This window comes from Streptomyces sp. CB01201, assembly GCF_002803085.1.
GTDB lineage: Bacteria > Actinomycetota > Actinomycetes > Streptomycetales > Streptomycetaceae > Streptomyces > Streptomyces hundungensis.
Genome location: NZ_NNBJ01000011.1, coordinates 506,448 through 524,107, shown reverse-complemented (window position 1 = coordinate 524,107; position 17,660 = coordinate 506,448). Strand labels below are relative to the sequence as shown.

General features: G+C 73.5%; 12 protein-coding genes. 4 read left to right on the top strand and 8 right to left on the bottom strand.

Annotated elements, in window-relative coordinates; translation table 11 throughout:
- The first annotated feature begins 180 nt into the window (after positions 1–180).
- A complete protein-coding gene (glpK, locus tag CG740_RS24465; RefSeq protein WP_100577375.1) occupies positions 181–1,692 on the top strand; it encodes a glycerol kinase GlpK in 1,512 nt (503 codons plus the stop codon).
- A gap of 73 nt (positions 1,693–1,765) precedes the next feature.
- On the opposite strand, the gene CG740_RS24460 is transcribed toward glpK, so the two are convergent.
- From CG740_RS24460 to CG740_RS24445, 4 genes are read right to left on the bottom strand one after another with little or no spacing between them, the layout of a single operon-like run.
- Positions 1,766–2,371: a GTP-binding protein gene (locus CG740_RS24460; RefSeq protein WP_100577374.1), complete on the bottom strand. Its 606-nt coding sequence runs from the start codon at positions 2,369–2,371 to the stop codon at positions 1,766–1,768.
- Positions 2,352–2,795: a DUF742 domain-containing protein gene (locus CG740_RS24455; RefSeq protein ID WP_234376452.1), complete on the bottom strand. Its 444-nt coding sequence runs from the start codon at positions 2,793–2,795 to the stop codon at positions 2,352–2,354. The genes CG740_RS24460 and CG740_RS24455 overlap by 20 nt, the downstream gene beginning before the upstream one ends.
- A 28-nt stretch (positions 2,796–2,823) precedes the next feature.
- Entirely contained in the window at positions 2,824–3,270 is a 447-nt protein-coding gene (locus tag CG740_RS24450) for a roadblock/LC7 domain-containing protein (protein WP_100577373.1), read from the bottom strand.
- Complete coding sequence (locus tag CG740_RS24445; protein ID WP_100577372.1) at positions 3,267–6,137, bottom strand: sensor histidine kinase; 2,871 nt, start codon at positions 6,135–6,137, stop codon at positions 3,267–3,269. Before CG740_RS24445 ends, CG740_RS24450 begins: the two co-directional genes overlap by 4 nt.
- A gap of 252 nt (positions 6,138–6,389) precedes the next feature.
- Between CG740_RS24445 and CG740_RS24440 the strand changes: the two genes are divergently transcribed.
- Entirely contained in the window at positions 6,390–6,878 is a 489-nt protein-coding gene (locus tag CG740_RS24440; RefSeq protein ID WP_376211989.1) for a hypothetical protein, read from the top strand.
- Between the two features lie 152 nt (positions 6,879–7,030).
- Here the strand turns inward: CG740_RS24440 and CG740_RS24435 are convergent, their stop codons facing one another.
- The 4 genes from CG740_RS24435 to CG740_RS24420 all read right to left on the bottom strand — a co-directional run bounded on the left by CG740_RS24435 (position 7,031) and on the right by CG740_RS24420 (position 15,226).
- Positions 7,031–11,656, bottom strand: coding sequence for a hypothetical protein (locus CG740_RS24435; RefSeq protein WP_100577370.1), 4,626 nt, complete (start codon positions 11,654–11,656; stop codon positions 7,031–7,033).
- A gap of 41 nt (positions 11,657–11,697) precedes the next feature.
- Positions 11,698–12,612: a hypothetical protein gene (locus tag CG740_RS24430; RefSeq protein ID WP_100577369.1), complete on the bottom strand. Its 915-nt coding sequence runs from the start codon at positions 12,610–12,612 to the stop codon at positions 11,698–11,700.
- 301 nt (positions 12,613–12,913) lie between these two features.
- The gene (locus CG740_RS24425; RefSeq protein ID WP_100577368.1) at positions 12,914–14,440 is read right to left on the bottom strand and encodes a hypothetical protein; all 1,527 of its coding nucleotides are present in this window, start codon (positions 14,438–14,440) and stop codon (positions 12,914–12,916) included.
- Between the two features lie 78 nt (positions 14,441–14,518).
- Entirely contained in the window at positions 14,519–15,226 is a 708-nt protein-coding gene (locus CG740_RS24420) for a GntR family transcriptional regulator (protein WP_100577367.1), read from the bottom strand.
- Positions 15,227–15,496: 270 nt separating this feature from the next.
- Here CG740_RS24420 and CG740_RS24415 point away from each other — a divergent pair, with 270 nt between their 5' ends.
- Positions 15,497–16,786: an MFS transporter gene (locus CG740_RS24415; RefSeq protein WP_100577366.1), complete on the top strand. Its 1,290-nt coding sequence runs from the start codon at positions 15,497–15,499 to the stop codon at positions 16,784–16,786.
- Positions 16,783–17,577: a putative hydro-lyase gene (locus CG740_RS24410; protein ID WP_100577365.1), complete on the top strand. Its 795-nt coding sequence runs from the start codon at positions 16,783–16,785 to the stop codon at positions 17,575–17,577. The genes CG740_RS24415 and CG740_RS24410 overlap by 4 nt, the downstream gene beginning before the upstream one ends.
- Positions 17,578–17,660 lie beyond the last annotated feature (83 nt).

Here is a 17,660-nt window from a genome sequence, read left to right as displayed (position 1 = left end):
TGTTCCGCCCACCCCCGGCGACAAGGTCAACACCCCTTGCTGCGCGCAGCCTTGACGGCCCATTACGTCCGGTGAACACTTCCCGTTGTCTTTCGGCAGCGCCGTGTCCACCGCCCGAAGCCCCCTCGACCGGCCTTGCCGCCAGGGAAACGCGCCGCGCCTAGACAACCAGGGGTAGCCATGACGGACCGGTTCGTTGCCGCCATCGACCAGGGGACCACTTCCAGCCGCTGCATCGTCTTCAACCAGGACGGGGCGATCGTCGCGGTCGACCAGCGTGAGCACCGCCAGATCTTTCCCAAACCCGGCTGGGTGGAACACGACGCCACCGAGATCTGGTCCAAGGTGCAGGCCGTGGTCGCGGGCGCGCTCGCCCGGGCGGGGCTCCGAGCCGACCAGCTCAGCGCGCTCGGGATCACCAACCAGCGCGAGACGACGGTCCTTTGGGACCGGGCGACCGGCAAGCCCGTGCACAACGCGATCGTATGGCAGGACACCCGCACCTCCGCGCTCTGTCACCGACTCGGCGGCGAGCACGGCCAGGACCGGTTCCGGGACGCGACCGGACTGCCGCTCGCCAGCTACTTCTCGGGGCCCAAGGCGGCCTGGCTGCTCGACAACGTGCCGGGCCTCCGCGCTCGCGCCGAGCGGGGCGAGATCGCCTTCGGGACCATCGACTCCTGGCTGATCTGGAACCTGACGGGCGGCACGTCAGGCGGCGTCCACGTCACCGATGTCACCAACGCCTCGCGCACCATGCTGATGAACCTGGAGACCCTGGAGTGGGATCCCGAGATCCTGGCGGCGATGAACGTGCCCCGCGCGGTGCTGCCGGAGATCAGGTCCTCGGCGGAGGTGTACGGCACGGCCGTCGGCCCCGTGGGCGGTGTGCCCGTCGCCGCCGCGCTCGGCGACCAGCAGGCAGCGGTCTTCGGCCAGGCCTGCTACGAGACGGGCACCGCGAAGAACACCTACGGGACGGGAAGCTTCCTGCTGCTCAACACCGGTGCCAGGCCGGTGACTTCCAAGAACGGGCTGATCACCACGGTCGGCTACAAGATTGGCGAGCAGGCGCCGGTCTACTGCCTGGAGGGCTCGATCGCGATCACCGGGGCGCTCGTGCAGTGGTTCCGCGACCAGCTCGGCATCATCCGGCACGCGGACGAGATCGAAGCGTTGGCCGCGAGCGTCGACGACAACGGCGGGGCCTACATCGTGCCCGCCTTCTCCGGGCTCTTCGCGCCCTACTGGCGTTCCGACGCGCGCGGGGTCATCACGGGCCTGACCGGCTACGTCACCAAGGCGCACCTCGCCCGCGCGGTCCTGGAGGCGACGAGCTGGCAGACCCGCGAGGTAGTCGACGCCATGTTCCAGGACTCGGGCGTACGGATCACCACCCTGAAGGTGGACGGCGGGATGACCGCCAACAGCCTCCTGATGCAGCATCAGGCGGATGTGCTCGGGGTGCCGGTGATCCGCCCCAAGGTGTCGGAGACGACGTGCCTGGGGGCGGCGTACGCGGCCGGGCTCGCCACCGGCGTCTGGTCGGGCCTCGACGAACTGGGGACGCACTGGCAGGGCGACGCACAATGGTCCCCGCGCATGGCGGAGCCGGTCCGGGAGCGCGAGTACGCCAACTGGCACAAGGCCGTGGAGCGCAGCCTCGGCTGGCACGAGGAGGAGGGGCGGTAGCCCGCCCTTCCCGGAACGCGCGGCCCGTACCCCCGTCGGTGGGGGTACGGGCCGCGCCGATCGGGGACAGTCGTCAAGTCACCGCGTGCTGACGGGACTTGGCGGACCTCTCCATGGCGTGCTCGACCACGCCGACCAGGATCTCCTTGACGGAATCGCGCACCCGGGCGTCACACATGAGGAGCGGCACCTCGGGGTCGAGGTCGAGGGCGGCGCGCACCGTGTCGACCGGGTAACGGGCCGCCTCGTCGAAGCAGTTGACGGCGACGGTGAACGGGATGCCGCGCCGCTCGAAGTAGTCGATGGCGGCGAAGCAGTCCTCCAGGCGGCGGGTGTCGGCGAGGACGACCGCGCCGAGCGCGCCCTGCGCCAGTTCGTCCCACAGGAACCAGAACCGGTCCTGGCCGGGTGTGCCGAAGAGGTAGAGCACCAGGTCCTCGCGGAGCGTGATGCGCCCGAAGTCCATGGCCACGGTGGTGGTGCTCTTGCCCTCCACTCCCACGAGGTCGTCGACCGGGCGGCCCGCCTCGCTGAGGCGTTCCTCGGTACGCAGGGGCCGGATCTCGCTCACCGCTCCGACCAGGGTGGTCTTGCCGACGCCGAAGCCGCCGGCGACGAGGATCTTGAGCGTCACCGGATCGACGTGCCGCTTCCTGCGGCTAGAGCGCCCGAAGGCCATTGATCACCTCGCGGAGAAGGGACTCGTCCGGCAGCTCGGCCGGCGGAACGGGTCGGGTTACGTGCACCAGGGCGTCGGCGACGAGATCGCCGACCAGGACCCGGACCACCCCGACGGGGAGGTCGAGTCCGGCCGCGAGTTCGGCGATCGACTGCGGGGAGTCCGCACAGCGTTCGACGATCTCCACGTGCTCCGGTGAGAGCGTCTGGTCGCGGCCGGGGTCGTCGGCGGCGGGTTCCGGGACGACCACGGCGATCAGGTCGAGGCGGTCCTTGCCGGCGCTGGTGGTGCGCCCGCGCGTCATCGCGTACGGCCGCACCACCGGCCCCGCGTCGTCGTCGAACCAGTGGTCCGGCCGCCCCGGAGCGGTCGCTTCCGAGGGGGCCCGCAGCTGGTCCTGGGCCCGCTGGTCTGCCTCACTCATCCGGTCCCCCGCTCATGGCGTCCCCCGCTCACCCTCCGGCGCGCAGGCCGGTCCGTGGTGCGGTGGTCAGGTGGACGCCCACCCGCTTGACCATCAGGGTCATCTCGTACGCGACCTGTCCGACGTCGGAGTCGGCGTCCGACAGGACGGCCAGGCAGCTGCCGTCGCCGGCGGCGGTCACGAAGAGGAAGGCGTCGTCGAGTTCGACGACGGTCTGCCGGACCCGGCCCGCGTCGAAGTGCCGGCCGACGCCCTTGGCGAGGCTGTGGAAGCCGGAGGCGACCGCGGCCAGGTGCTCGCCGTCCTCACGGGTCAGATCGCGCGAGGTGCCGGTCGCCAGGCCGTCGCTGGAGAGCACCAGGGCCTTGCGGATCGAGCCGACGCGGTCGACCAACTCGTCGAGGAGCCAGTTCAGTTCGCCGGAACCGCTCCCGGTGGTGTTGCGTACTGCGGCTGAGTCTTGTGGCGCGGTCATCGACCGTCCCCCTCCGGTGTGGTTCGTCGTGCGGTGTCGCCGCGGTCCCGCGCGAACGGTCCATCCGCGGTGTCCGAGGCTTCGTTGTGCCTGCGGCCTCGCTGCCAGCCGCGCTGGAGTGAGGCCATCCGGTCGCGCACCTCGTCGGCGTCGCGCTCCGGCTCGGGCCCGTCGTCGGGCCCGGCCGTGGCGCGTTGACCGTCGGGGGCGTCCTTGAGCTGCGGCGCGAGGCTGGCCTGGCGGACCCGGCGGGGCAGCCCGCCGAGCGGGGCCGCGGCGTCCGGCTGGGGCTCGGGAAGGCTGCCCCACGAAGGCGCGGAGCTGGGCGCGCCCGGCAGGTCGGCCGGGTTGGCCGGGGCCGCCGGAGTTCGCTCGCCCAGCCCGCCCGGCCTGACCGGCGTCAGACCCGAGGGCTGCGGCGCGGGCCGCAGGGGCTGCGGGACCGGGGGCTCGGCCAGGGGTGCGGAGGGGTGCGACGGCTGGGGCGGGCGGCGCTCGGGCAGCCGGTTCTCACCAGCGTGGCCCGCCCGGGATTCCGGCTCGGGTCCCGGCGCCGGATGCCCGCGTCCGTGGCCGTCGACACGGCGGCCGTTGTCGCTGACCAGGGTCGGCACCCGGTGGCGGCGCGGCAGCGGCAGCGGTTCCCGGTCGTCGCCCTCGTCCGCGGCCTGCTGGTGCTGCTGACGGTCGTCGGCCGACTCCGCCGCACGGCGGGCCGAACGCAGCAGGCCGCCGCGCCCCGGCTCCATCGTGTCGCGCGGCTCGCGCCCCACGGGGGCCTCGAACACGGAGGGCTCTTCCAGGCCCAACGGGTCCAGCGGGGGCTCCAGTTCGACGGGTCCGTCCAGGACCGACTGGCCGGGGATCCCGACCGGCATGGGCGAGAGGGCCCGGCGGGGCGGGTCCTGCACACCCCTGCCGTCACCCTTGGCCCCTTTGCGGTCCAGGCGCAGGTCGCCGCCCTCGGTCTCGGGTGCGTCGGTGAGCAGCGTCGCCGGGATGAACACGACGGCGGTGGTGCCGCCGTACGGCGACGGCTGGAGCGAGACCCGTACGTTCTGGCGCTGGGCGAGGCGGCTGACGACGAACAGACCGAGCCGGTCGGTGTCGGACAGCTCGAACTCGGGGGTCTCGGCGAGCCGCAGGTTCGCGTCCAGCAGGGCCTCGGGGGCCATGCCGAGACCGCGGTCGTGGATCTCCAGGGTGAAGCCGTTGGCGACGCGTTCGCCGTGCACCTGGACGGCGGTGTGCGGGGGCGAGAACACCGTGGCGTTTTCGAGGAGTTCGGCGATGAGGTGCGTGAGGTCGGCGACGGCCGGGCCGCCGACGCCGAGCCGGGGCAGCCTGCGCACCTCGATGCGTTCGTAGTCCTCGACCTCGGCGACCGCGGCCCGTACGACGTCCATGAGCTGGACGGGCCTGCGCCACTGCCGGGAGGGGGCGGCGCCCGAGAGGATCACCAGGCCCTCGGCGTGCCGGCGCATACGGGTGGTGAGGTGGTCCAGGCGGAAGAGGTCCGCGAGTTCGTCGGTGTCCTCGGTGCGCCGTTCCATGGTGTCCAGGAGCGTCAACTGACGGTGCAGGAGCACCTGGTTGCGGCGGGCGAGGTTGACGAAGACCTCGGAGACGCCGCGGCGCATGTCGGCCTGTTTGACGGCGGCTTCGACAGCGGCGCGCTGAAGGGTGTTGAGGGCCTGGCCGACCTGGCCGACCTCGTCGCGTTCGTAGTCCAGGCGGGGCGCCTCGGTCTCCACGTCTACCTGTTCACCGGCGGCCAGGCGACGCATCACGCTGGGCAGGCGGACACCGGACACCTCGTGGGCCTCCTTGCGGAGGCGGGTGAGGTCGCGGACCAGTTCGCGGCCGATGCGCACGGACATGAACAGGGAGACCAGGAGGGCGAGGAGGCCCAGCACTCCGGCGAGGCCGGCCTTGATCAGCACGCTGAAGGCGACCGGTTCGACCCGGTCCTGGTAGCGGTTGCCGGCCTCGGTGCCCAGCTGGGCGAGGCGGTCGAGCACCGGCGTCGCGGCCTGCTGCCAGCGGGTGGCGTCGATGTGCCGGGGGTCCTTGGCGGGCCCGGCGTCGATGATGGCGGCCTCGGCGGTGCGCAGCGCCTCGGTGTCGGGGCCGCGCCAGTACTCCTCGAAGACATCGCGTTCGGAGCTGGGCAGGATCTCCAGATTGGTGTCGTAGAGCAGCTGCCGATTGGCCACCAGGTCGGATATTCGGCGCAGTTCGGGTGCGGTGGTCTTCGGGGTGATCAGGGAGGAGGCGACGAGGGCGTCCTCACGGGAGAGCATCTCGCGGGCCCGGGTGATGCCGACCAGGGCCCGGCCCTGCTTGTCCATCTCCACGTTCTCCAGGGCGTGGAGATTCATGAGGAAGCTGTAGCAGGGGTCGATGAGGCGGTTGTAGAAGTCCAGCGCCTGGGTCCGGTCGGCGGTGCCCTGCTCGATGGAGCTGCGCAGCCCGGCGAGCGAGTCGAAGCCGGCGAGCACGGCTTTGAGGCGGTCCCTGGCCACGGGCTGGAGGTCGCTGCGGACGTCGGAGTCGCGGGCCGCCGCGCGGATGGCGGCCACCGCGGTGTCGGTGGCGGCGCGGCGGCTGCGCAGCGAGGTGAGGGCGTCGGAGGGGCGTTCGTCGGCGAGGTAGACGAGGGTCTGGCGGCGCTCCTGCTGGATGACGCGGACCGTGTCCTCGATGGGGTAGCCGACCTTTTTGACGATGTTCGCCACGTTCATCAGCTCGTTGGCCTGCCGGCCGGTGAGGTAGGTGGAGAACCCCCACAGCGCGGTGAGGGAGACGAGCGGCACCAGCAACAACGCCACGATCTTCCTGCGGATGGACTTCCCGCGAAAGCGCATGGCCTCCCCCAGATCAACCGTCAACAAACGGCGTGAGCCTACTACTGACACAGAGACAACTCGAAGGAACGTCCGGACGATTTTCGGCCGCCCTGGACGGCCGCGATCATGCGTTGTCCTGGCATTCCGGGAGATGGCAACCCCCTTCGAGTCAGGGGGCACTTGTCATGGCGGCTTTTCGACCCTGGGGGCAGATGGCTGGAACTCTTCGTTCCGGGCAAATCCCGGGAATCTTCGGGGAGTTCCGTTCGTCTGTCTGTACGGGTGGCGCGGAACGGCCGGGGTACGCGTGGCGGGGAGCGAGGCGTCGGGGCCCCGCGGGTGGGGAGGAATGAAGGCATGAGCGTTGAGCAGCAGCCGTTGTGGGTGGAAGAGCCTGCGGTGCGACCGCGCCTGCCCGACCCGGTGCGTACCGCGGCCGTGCGCGCGGTCATCATCGTCGCGGCGACGCTGATGCAGGCGATGGTCGCCTTCCTGAGCGCGCTCGCCGGTTCCTGGCTCGCCTTTCCGATGGTGCTGAGCAGCGTCGGCAGTACGGTCCTGGCCACCTGGGGCGTGCTCGACGTCTGGATCACCCGCCAGGTGTGGAACCAGCGCAACGGCGTGGTGTCGATACCGAGCAGCACGGCCCGCAAGCTGCGCAAGGAGCGGCGCCGGGCCCGGCGGGCCGCCCGGGCCGGCGAGCGCGGCGCCCGAATACGGTCGGCGGACGGCTCGGGGCAGCGGCTGTCGCGCGCCTGAGCCGGTCCGCCGGGGCCCGGACTCCCGCACGCCCCTGAGCCGGGCTTCGGGCTCAGGGACCCGGACCCGGACCAGGACGGACCCGGACTCCGACCTCCGGATCCCGGGCCCGGGTTTGCGGACTCGGGGCTCCAGCCTCCGACCCCCGGGTCTCAACTCCCTTGCGTGGCGGGCCTCTTGAACATGCGCGTCGCCGTGATCTCGCCGTGCACGGTCTCGCCCGCGGTGTCCTGCTGCGGCAGTCCCGGCCGCAGATGCTCCTCGACGCTGATGTACTTCAGCCCCGCCCTGAGGTCCGCGTCATTGCGCAACCGGATCACCAGGGGGAACTCGGCGAGCGCGGTCGTGTCGAACAGGCCGGTGGTGTAGAGGAGTTGGACGCCGAGCGCGTCGGACACGGCCCGCTGGAGCTCCAGGAGGTAGGTCGCGTTCGCGCGGCCGATCGGATTGTCGAGGAAGAGCGTGCCGGCGTGCCGGTGCTTGTCGCGGCCCCGGTCGTTGCTGCGCAGCGCAGCCATCGTGCAGTACAGGGCGATCGCGGCGGTGAGCAGCTGACCGCCGGAGAACACATCGCCCATCTGTCCGACGGGGACGCGCTCGGCGCGCAGCACCGCGTCCGGCTTGAGGATCTCGACGCTGATGCCGCGCGGCTCCAGGGCCGCCTGAACGCCGCGCAGCAACAGGGACATGCCGTCCCTGCGCAGATCGGAGTTCTTCTTGACGGCCGCGCGGGTGGCTTCGTCGATGACCTCGCCGAGGCGCTCGGTGAGGGTGGCCTGATCGGGCTCCTCGAAGCGGATGCGCAGGAATTCCTGGCCCGACCACTCGCCGAGGCCTTCGGGGAGCTGGGAGAGGCGCTGGGCGGAGCGGAGCGTGGTGAGCGCCGACTCCACCAGGCCGCGCAGCCGGTCGACGATGGAGTCGCGGTTGCGCTCCAACTGCTCCAGCTCGTCGGTGAGGACGCGCAGGCGGGGTTCGAAGGCGGCGGCCCAGGCGGCGGCGTGCTCGGGCAGGGCGGCGGCGGGCAGTTCACGGATCTGCTGGCGGGCCGGCGTACGGACCTGCTCGTAGCGGGTCGCGTTGGCGTGGCGCACCAGGATGTCGCTCGCCTCGCGCACGGCGGAGTCCGCGGCCGAGAGGTCGCCGGAGCAGCCGCGCAGGGAGCGGCGCGTCTCGGTGGCGGCCTGGCGGGCCTCCTCCAGACTGCCCGGATACGGCTCGGGGGCGCTCTCCTCGTCCGGGCCGTGGCTGTTGTCCCGCAGCAGATCGCGCAGCAGCGCCGCCGTCTCGTCGAAGCCGCCGGCCCCGTCCTCGGCGGTCCGGTGGGCGGTGAGCAGCTCGGCGTGGGCGGCCCGGGCGGTCTCCAACTCGTCGGTGCGCACGGCCAGTTGGGTGGTCGCGGTACGCAGCAGGGCCTGGGCCTGCTCGGCGTCGGCCGGGACCTGGTCCTCGGGCAGTTCGGTGTGCCGCTCGCCGTCGGCCGGTGCCAGCCGCTCGGCCTCGCCGCGCAGCCGGCCGAGCTGCTCGCTGGCGGTGGAGGCACGGGTCTCCAGCATCTGGACCAGCGACTCGGCGCGCGCGGCGGCGGCCTGGCGGGAGGGTCCGTCCGCGCCGTCGGTGCCTTCGAGGAGGGTGGCCGCGCGGGTGCGCACCTTGTTGCTGAGCCGGTCGAGCTCGGCCAGGGCCGCGCTCTCGTCGCTCTCGGCGCGGGCCTGCTCGGCCCGCAGATCGGCGCCGACGCCGACCTTCTCGTACAGCTGGGACGCGGCGCGGTAGGCCTCGCGCAGGGCGGGCAGCGCGTGGCGCGGGGCGTCCGCGTCGGGCTCCGGGAGGTTTTCGGGGGCGCCCGCGATCTCGGCGCGCTCGGCGCGCAGCGCGCGGGAGGTGCGGTGGGCGTCGTCGGCGGCGCGCTGGGCGGCGCGGCGGTCCTCGTCGGCGGCCTTGGCACGCTCCAGGAGCGACTGGGCGCGGGCCTCCGACTCGGCTGCCTCGTCGGCGAGTTCGCGGAGCTTGACCTGCCAGCCGGCCCGCTCGCGGAGTCGGAAGGCGAGCCCGGCGAGGGCGTCGGCGGCGCGCCGCGCGCGCTGGGCGGCCTCCTGGCGCTCCTCGCGCACGCGTGCCGTCTCGGCCGCGGCCTCGTCCGCCTCGGCGCGTGCGGTGCGGGCCTCGGTCAGTTCCTCGGCGGCCTGCTGGGCGGCTTCGCGGGTGGTCTCGGCGGCCGTGGCCAGCTCGGCGAGCATGCCGGGCGGGCAGTCGGCGCGCCAGGATCCGATCCGGGCGGCGAGCGAGCGGTCCCCGGTCAGCCGGGCGGCGAGCGTGCGGATCTCCTCGTCCCGGGCGGTGGCACGGGCGCGGAGCGTCTGGCGTTCCTCGTCCGCGGCGTGCTCGTCGTGCATGGCCGGGTTCGGCGGCACGAGGAAGATCCCGCTCTCGGCACCCGAGTCCGGCGCCGGAACGGGCGCGAGCAGCGCGGCCGTTGTGCCGACGGCCACGGCGGAGCGCGGCAGCAGGGCCGCGTTCGCGAGCGCCTCGCGGGCCCGGACGTGCGAGGCCGGGTCGGTGATGACGACGCCGTCGACGAGCTCGGGGCGGGCCGCGAGCACCGCGGCGTGGTCGGCGGGGGCCACGGCCTGGGCGAGGTAGCGCCAGCCGGGCAGCGCGGGGATGCCGTGCTCCCCCAGGTACTCGACGGTGGCCAGCACGTCCGCGCTGGGCGGCAGGAGGCCTCCGTCGCCGAGCGCGCCGAGGATGCGCGCGTCGTCCGCGGCGGCCGTGCGCAGCTCGAAGAGCTGGCGTTCGGCGGTGGCGACGGACTGGTCGAGGAGCGCGCGCAGTTCGTCCGCGCTGCGGTCCAACTCCTCTGCGCCGAGCGGCCCTTGGGGCATCTCTTCGTCGTGCCTGCGGGGCTCGGGCACCCCGGAAGCGGTACCCGTACCAGGCAGGCCGAGGAGTTCGGCCAGGCGTTCCTCGGCGGCGATCGACTCGGCGGCGCGGCGCTCGGCGTCGTAGGCGTGGCCGGCGGCGCGCGCGGCGTCCTCGGCGCGGGCCGCGGCCAGCTCGGCGCGGGCCTCGACGGAGGCGGCCTCGCGGGCCCGGTCGGCGGCGGTGCGGGCGGCTTCGCGGGCGGTGTCCCAGCCGGCCACCGCGGTCTTCTCGGCGTCGCTGGCGGCGAGCGCGGCGCGGGCCGGGTCGGCGTCCGGTGCGCTGTCGTCGAGCCAGCCCGCCCGGACCGCCTCGGCGGTCTCCTGCTCGACCTCGGCGAGGCGCTGGCGCAGGTGCCCGGTCTCGCTGCGGGCGCGCTGGGCCTCGGTGGCGGCCGCGGTGGCATCGCGGTGCGCTGCCTCCCCTGCCTCCTGGAGGCCGGCCGAGCGCTCCTCCTCCTCGGCGGCGACCCGCTCGCCGTCCTCGGCGGCCGTGTGCAGGGCCCGTACGAGATCGGCGGCGGCCTGGGCGCGGGCGGCGAGCGCGGGAGCCGCGTCCCGCTCGGCCTCCTGGATGGCGGCGGCGACACGGGCCGATCGGTCGGCGGCGGCGCGGTGGCGCAGCACGGCTTCGGCGGCCTGCCAGGCGGAGTGCAGGGTGCGTGCGTCGGCCAGCTCGCGGCGCTGCGCGGCGGCCGCCTTCTCGGCGACGGCGAGCGCCAACGAGGCGTGCCGGTAGGCGAGTTCGGAGGCGATCAGGGAGCTCGTGCCACGGGCCCGCTCGGCGAGCGTGACGTGGTGGGCGGCGGCGGTGACCCGCTGGGCGAGGTCGGTGGCGCGGCCCCGCTCCTCGGCGGCGCGGGCCGAGAGGCGGCGGGCGAGCGTACGGGTGCGGCGCTCGGCGCCGGCGTGGATGTCGCGGGCCCGGGCGCGGGTCTCGGCGGCTTCGACGATGCGGTTGAGCAGGTCCACCGAGCCCGCAGTGAAGTCACGTTCGGCGGTGAGTTCGGCACGGCGGCCGAGCTTGTTCCCGAAGCCGCTGACCAGGTCGGCGAGACCGTCCGTGTCCCGGGTGTCGGTGACGGCGCGCAGGAGCAGGTCGGTGAAGTCGGAGTCCTTCTTGACCGCGAACAGGCCAGCGGCCTCGCCCTCGTCGGCGTTCATCTCCCGCTGGTAGCGGAAGAGTTCGGGGTCCAGACCCAGATCGCCGAGGTGCTCGTTCCAGCGGTCGTGGATCTCCTCCCAGTAGACCTCCAGATGCGGGTACGCCTTGGTCGCCTCGGTGATGGCGTCGCGGAAGCCCTTCATGGTGCGGCGCCGGCCCTGGGCGCCGGAGGCGCCTTCCGCGGACGGGCGCATCGCGCTGGACTCGGCGACCGGCAGCGAGTCCAGGCTGAGGCCGGGGCCGGGCCGGAAGGAGTACCAGGCCTCGGCGAACTTCCTTGGATCGTTGGACACTTGGCGGCCACGCCACTCGCTGACCTTGCCGACCACGACCAGTTCACCGGTGAGGGTGTGCTGCCACTCCAGGGCCACGTGTCCGCAGTCGTCGGCGAGCAGGAACTTGCGCAGCACGCCGGAGCTGGCGCCGCCCAGGGTGTTGCGGTGGCCCGGCAGCATCACCGAGAAGATCAGCTTGAGCAGTACGGACTTGCCGCCCCCGTTCTCCAGGAAGAGCACACCCGCGGGCGCCGGGCGGCGCGGCGGGCCGACCGGCTCGTCCTCGAAGAACTCGGCCTGCGCGGGGGCCGGGTTGGGCACGGGTGCGCCGACTCCCCGCAGGTCCAGCACGGTGTCGGCATAGCGCGCACCGGCAGGCCCGATGGAGTAGAGGCGGACCCGGGACAGCTCGTACATGTCGGCGGACTCTCGTCGTTGTGGGGGGCGGGGAAGGCTGGTCAGGAGTGGAAGGGCAGTCCGGCGTCGGCCGCCAGTTCCAGGTCGTCGCCGTCGGGCGGCGGCAGCAGGGTGGCGCCGCCGTCGGTGACCGCGACCACGCCGAGCTCGATCAGTTCGGTCAGTGCGGCGCTGCCCGCCATGTCGCGCACCTGCAACTGGTAGCGGGCGGTGGTGCGGTAGGCGCCGCCCGCGTCGTCGCCGGTCCGCTGGAGGAAGCCGGACTCGGTGAGGAAGGCGACGGCCTTGGCGACGATGCCGGTGGTCGAACCGGCGAGCCGACGGGCGTCCTTGGTGGCCCCGGTGGAGCTGCGCCGGGCGTAGATCCGCCAGGCCGCTTCAAGCCCGGGAGCGCCGGTCTCCGGGTCGGTGTTCTCGCCGGTCTCCTCGGCCCGCTCCTCCAGGCGGCGGCAGGCCTGCCGGACGAACGCGTCCACGCCGTTGACGGTGATGCGGCCGATGTATCCGTCGTCGGCGAGGTCCTCGGGGCGTGGGAACGCGAGGGCGGCGACGGCGAGATGGGCCAGGCCGTGCAGGAAGCGGTCCGCCGAGTCGGGGGCGGCGGCGCGGCGGGCGTAGTCGCCCATGCGGACGGCGAAGACGGAGTCCTCGGCGGCCGTCACGGCCATGCCGGCGCGGGGCGACACCTCCAGGACGATCAGGCCGAGGCCCGCCGCGACCGCGTCGGCCAGGCGCGCGAACGCGGGGTCCTCGCGGTGGCGGCGGAGCAGCTCCGCGTACTCCGCGTCGCGGGCGGGGAGCAGCTTGGGCTGGAGGCCGAAGGCGACGAGCCGCGCGGCGTCGGCGGCGTCGGCGGGGGTGATCCGGCCCTCGCCGCCGGTGCCGGCGCCGGGCACGGCAGGCGCCGGTTCGGCCTCGTCGCCGAGGGCGACGTGCTCGGTGGGGTGGTCGGTCACGGGGTGGTCTCCTTGGTGCGTGCGGTGCGCGGTGCCCGGTGCGCGTGCGGGGCGCCTGCGGCGGGCCTGCTCCCCGCCCCGCCCCTTCCCGCAACCCTCCGGGGGATGTCGTTCGGGTGCGGGCGGTGCGTGGTCGCTCGCGCCCGCGCGGCGAAGCCGCATGTGTCACAGCCCCGCGCCCCTGGCAGCACGGAGTATGCGGCACCCCCAGCCCGTCCGGCGTTTGAGGACGAGCGCCGTTCAGGCGCGAACGGGGTCCGGGGCAGAGCCGCGGGGCCGGAGGTGGTCCGGGGTGGGTGTGTCACGCCGCCTCCGTCCGGCCCGCGGCCATGCCCGCCGCGTCCAGCAGGGCCATGCCCACGATCAGGTCCGCCCCGCCGAACTCGGGGTCGTCCAGCCGGGTCCCGTCGTCCACCGCGAACAGGAGGCGCTCCTCGCCCTGGCGGTAGGCCGTACCGACCGGGGGGCTCGCGGCGTGGACCGCCAACAGGGCGACCAAGTACGGCAGTTCGGGGTCGAGGCGGCGGGCGTCGGCCAGCAGGCCCGAGAGACGGCGGGGCGCGTCGTGCTCCAGGTCGAGCAGCTCCATGGCCGAGGCCAGCTGTTCTTCGCTGAAGCGGCTGTCGTCGGGGGTGGTGATCAGCTCGGGCTCGGGCATCTCCGCGCCGAGGTGTTCCCGCTCCGTCGGCGGGGTGAGCAGTATGTCCACCAGATCCCCGACGCGTACCGACACCGGGGTGCGCAGGCCGGTGCCGCGCGCGAAGAACGCGTCGGTCACCCGGATCGCGTCTCCCACCGGGAGCGGCAGCAGGGGGGCGACCAGCTGGCCGTACAGGTCGAGCCCCGAGCGGGCGGCGGGCCGGGCGAAGGCCTGGCGGTCCTGCTCGGCGCGGAACAGCGGGCCGGCCTCCAGGAGGCGGGACTGGAGCTGGGTGTGGCGCCGGATGCAGTCCTTGACGATGTCGACCAGCTCGGCGGCGCGGCGCTTGTTGTCCGGGTCCTCCGCCTCGTCGCGGGCCTTGCGGATGTTGGTGAGGATCGCGTTCTCGTGCCGGTAGCGGTCGGCCACGTGGTCGAGGGCCTCGGCGATCATGTCCGGCACCGCGTTGAGCCAGTCGACCGCGCGCACGTTGCGCCGCGTCGCCTCCAGGGTGCGCCGCAGGGTCTCGGCGTACTGCACCGTGCGGTAGCGGGCCTGTTCGGCGGCGAGCTGGGCGTCGGCGAGGCGGCCGCGGCTGATCAGGACCTCCAGCTTGACCTCGGCCGCGATCTGGGCGCTCGTGACGTCTGTGTCGAGGGCGCCCACCAGGACGTTGACCGCCTCGTCGGTGGTGCGCAGATAGACGGCGCCGCCGTAGCCGGGGACCTCTTCGAGGAGCTTGAAGTCGTAGTCCCTGCGGACGTAGACCCCGTCGGGGTTGAACGTGCCGTACACCGCGCGGAAGCCGCGGTCCACGCTGCCGACGTTGATCAGGTTCTCCAGGACCCAGCGGGCCACCCGCTCGTGCTCGGCGGTGGGCCGGGTCGGGGCCTGGGCGGCGACGCGCGGGACGAGCCGGGCCACGATCTGGTCGTGGTCGGCGCCCGTGTCGAAGTCCATGCTCAGGGTGACGAGGTCGATGGAGGCCAGCGCCACCTCGGCCATGGCGTACACCGAGTACTCGCCCGCGAGGTTGGCCTTGCGCACGTCGAGATCGTGCAGCGGCGCGGTGCAGGCCAGCGCGCGCAGGCGGCGCGCGAGGCCCTCGTCGGCGGCCGGGCCCGGTGCCGGGCGCACGGCCGCGCTGAGCTGGGGCGGAACGGATTCCGTCGAGGCAGGCGAAGTCACGCTGGACAGATTAGGTCCTCGCACTGACAACGGTCGAAACGGCGCAGATCCGCCCGCCTCGCGCGGCCGGGGCGCGGGTCAGGCCGGCAGCTCGGTGACCAGTTTCCCGTACGCCTCGACGAGCTGGGCGAGCGAGTCGTCGAGGTAGTCGGCGAGCAGCCGCCGGGCCGCGTCCCGCTGCCCCGCGCGCAGCGCCTCCAGGATCTCCCGGTTGCGCACGAGGTAGGGCTGGTGGAGGCGGCGCGGGTCGTCCACCACGTGGAAGGCCAGGCGGAGTTCGGCCAGGACGCCGCGCATCAGCTCGTCCGTGCGGGCGCTGCCCGCGAGGCCCACGAGTTCGCGGTGGAAGTGGATGTTGGCGGTGGAGACACCCGGCCAGTCCCCTGCGGCGGCCGCGCGTTCGCCCCCGGAGACGGCCGCGTCGAGCCCGTCGAGGGGGTACGGCGGCCCGCCGAGCCCCTGGACCACGGCGCATTCGACCAGGCGCCGGGTGCGGTAGATGTCGGTGACGTCCTCGACGGCCAGTACCCGCACGAAGACCCCGCGGTTGAGCTCGTGGACGAGCAGCCGTTCGTGGGTGAGCAGCCGGAACGCCTCGCGCAGGGTGTTGCGCGAGACCCCGAGGGCCTTGCCGATGGCGTCCTCCACGAGGCGCTCGCCCGGCGGGAAGAAGCCCTCCGCGATGCGGGTGCGCAGAATGTCCGCGACCCGCTCCGCCGTGCTGGTGCGGCCGAGCAGCGCGCGGTCCTCGGCAAGTCCGCCCAGCCCGGGACCCGTTGTCGCCACAGCACCCTCTCTCCCCCGCCGGCGCTCCCGCCGACGTGCGCGCCCATCGTAGAAGCATCTTGAGGACGCGAGAAAGCGGGAACGTCCACGCAAGAGCCTTGTCGGATCGTTCAACAATCCTCTACGTTGAAACGACCGTACCCCGGGACCGCACTCCCGGCCGCACCCCCGCCCACCCCACGCCCCTCCCCCATGCCCACCCCGACTCCCCTCCCGCACAGCCCCGGCAGTCCTCTCGTCCGCCCTCTCGTCCCCTCCTGCGAGGTGCACATGAGCACGACCAAGGCAGCGCCGCAGCACGGTCAACTCCCGCACGAAGACGGCCCGTTCGGCTGGCTGCGCGCGCTCGGCCCCGGTGGCCGCCGCGCGTTCGGGGGCGCCTTCGGCGGCTACGCGCTCGACTCGTACGACTTCTTCACGCTGCCCCTCAGCATGGTTGCGATCTCGGCCTACTTCGGGCTCGACACCGGCCGGACCGGACTGCTCACCACGGTGACGCTGGTGGTCTCGGCCGTCGGCGGCGCGCTCGCCGGGGTGGTCGCCGACCGCATCGGCCGGGTACGGGCGCTGATGATCACCGTCGGCACGTACGCCGTCTTCACCGTCCTGTGCGGCTTCGCGCCCAACTACGAGACCCTGCTCGTCTTCCGCGCCCTCCAGGGGCTCGGCTTCGGCGGCGAGTGGGCGGTCGGCGCGGTCCTGGTCGCCGAGTACGCCGCGGCCCGCCACCGCGGCCGCACCCTGGGCGCCGTGCAGAGCGCGTGGGCGGCGGGCTGGGCGCTCGCCGTCGTCGTGTACACGCTGGTGTTCCAGTACGTCGGCCCGGACACCGCCTGGCGCGTGGTGTTCTGGACCGGGGCGCTCCCGGCCCTGCTCCTCGTCTACGTACGACGCAACGTCGAGGACGCGCCCGAGGCCACCGGGCGACGGCTCGCCGCGGCCCGCACCATGAGCGGCACCGCCACCTTCGCGGCGATCTTCCGCGGCCCGCTGCTGCGCACCACCGTCTTCGCGGTGCTGCTCTCCGCGGGCGTCCAGGGCGGCTACTACACCCTCGCCACCTGGGTGCCGACCTTCCTGAAGAGCGAGCGGCACCTCACGGTGGTCGGCACCGGCGGCTATCTGGCGTTCCTCATTTCGGGTGCCTTCGTCGGCTATCTGACCGGCGGCCACCTCACCGACCGGCTGGGCCGCAAGAAGAACATCGCCCTGTTCGCCGTCCTTTCGGCCGTCTGCATCCTCGTCTACACGCACCTCCCGTCCGGGGCGAACACCCTGCTCCTCGTGCTCGGCTTCCCGCTCGGCTTCTGCATGTCGGCCATCTTCAGCGGCTTCGGCGCCTTCCTCAGCGAGCTGTACCCGACGGCGGTGCGCGGCAGCGGCCAGGGGTTCACCTACAACACCGGCCGGGCCGTGGGCGCCTTCTTCCCGACCCTGGTCGGCTTTCTCGCCGACAGCTGGGGCGTGGGCGGTGCCCTGGTCTTCGGCGCCGTCGGCTACGCGCTCGCCGTACTGGCCCTGCTCGGCCTGCCCGAGACACGCGGACAGGAGCTGTCATGACCCGGCTCGAACCACCCGCTCTCGCCTCCCCCGAGCAGGCCCGCGCCCTGTTCCGTTCCGGCACGGACGTGCCGACGGCGGGCTGGGCCCCCGGGCACACCCAGGCGAACCTGGTCTGCGTGCCGGCCGACTGGGCCGAGGACGTACGGCTGTTCTGCGAGCGCAATCCCCAGCCCTGCCCGGCCCTCGACGTCACCGCGCCAGGGGCGTTCCGCACCCGGCTCGCGCCCGGCGCCGATCTGCGCACGGACGTTCCCCGCTACCGGGTCTGGGAGAACGGCGGACTCGTCGCCGAACCGGTGGACGCCACGGCCTTCTGGCGCGCCGACCTGGTGACGTTCCTCATCGGGTGCAGCTTCACCTTCGAGTCCCAACTGGCCGCTGAAGGCGTGCCGTTGCGCCATATCGAGCAGGGCCGCAACGTCTCGATGTATGTGACGAGCCGGCCCTGCCGTCCGGCCGGGCGGCTCAGCGGGCCGCTGGTGGTGTCGATGCGGCCGGTCCCGGCCGCCCTGGTGGCCACCGCCCACCGGGTGACCCGGGCGATGCCCGCCGTGCACGGCGCACCGGTGCACTCGGGCGATCCGGCGGTGCTCGGCATAGCGGACCCGTCCCGCCCCGACTTCGGGGATCCGGTGCGGGCCGAGCCCGGTGACGTGCCGGTGTTCTGGGCCTGCGGGGTCACTCCGCAGGCCGCGGTGATGGCGTCCCGGCCGCCTTTCGCGCTCACCCACGCGCCGGGCCGGATGTTCCTCACCGACGTCCGCGACGAGCACTACCGCACCGGCTGAACCACGCACGACCGTGTGCCCAGGCCGAGCGCGTCCCACCCGATCGGGGCACACTGCACCACACGACCACGCACCACAGGACC

What these genes read in the sequence shown, in the direction of transcription:
- CG740_RS24460 (WP_100577374.1), bottom strand. Translation starts at nt 2,371, where the DNA reads ATGGCCTTCGGGCGCTCTAGCCGCAGGAAGCGGCACGTCGATCCGGTG.
- CG740_RS24450 (WP_100577373.1), bottom strand. Translation starts at nt 3,270, where the DNA reads ATGACCGCGCCACAAGACTCAGCCGCAGTACGCAACACCACCGGGAGC.
- CG740_RS24415 (WP_100577366.1), top strand. Translation starts at nt 15,497, where the DNA reads ATGAGCACGACCAAGGCAGCGCCGCAGCACGGTCAACTCCCGCACGAA.
- CG740_RS24445 (WP_100577372.1), bottom strand. Translation starts at nt 6,137, where the DNA reads ATGCGCTTTCGCGGGAAGTCCATCCGCAGGAAGATCGTGGCGTTGTTG.
- CG740_RS24410 (WP_100577365.1), top strand. Translation starts at nt 16,783, where the DNA reads ATGACCCGGCTCGAACCACCCGCTCTCGCCTCCCCCGAGCAGGCCCGC.
- glpK (WP_100577375.1), top strand. Translation starts at nt 181, where the DNA reads ATGACGGACCGGTTCGTTGCCGCCATCGACCAGGGGACCACTTCCAGC.
- CG740_RS24455 (WP_234376452.1), bottom strand. Translation starts at nt 2,795, where the DNA reads ATGAGTGAGGCAGACCAGCGGGCCCAGGACCAGCTGCGGGCCCCCTCG.
- CG740_RS24435 (WP_100577370.1), bottom strand. Translation starts at nt 11,656, where the DNA reads ATGTACGAGCTGTCCCGGGTCCGCCTCTACTCCATCGGGCCTGCCGGT.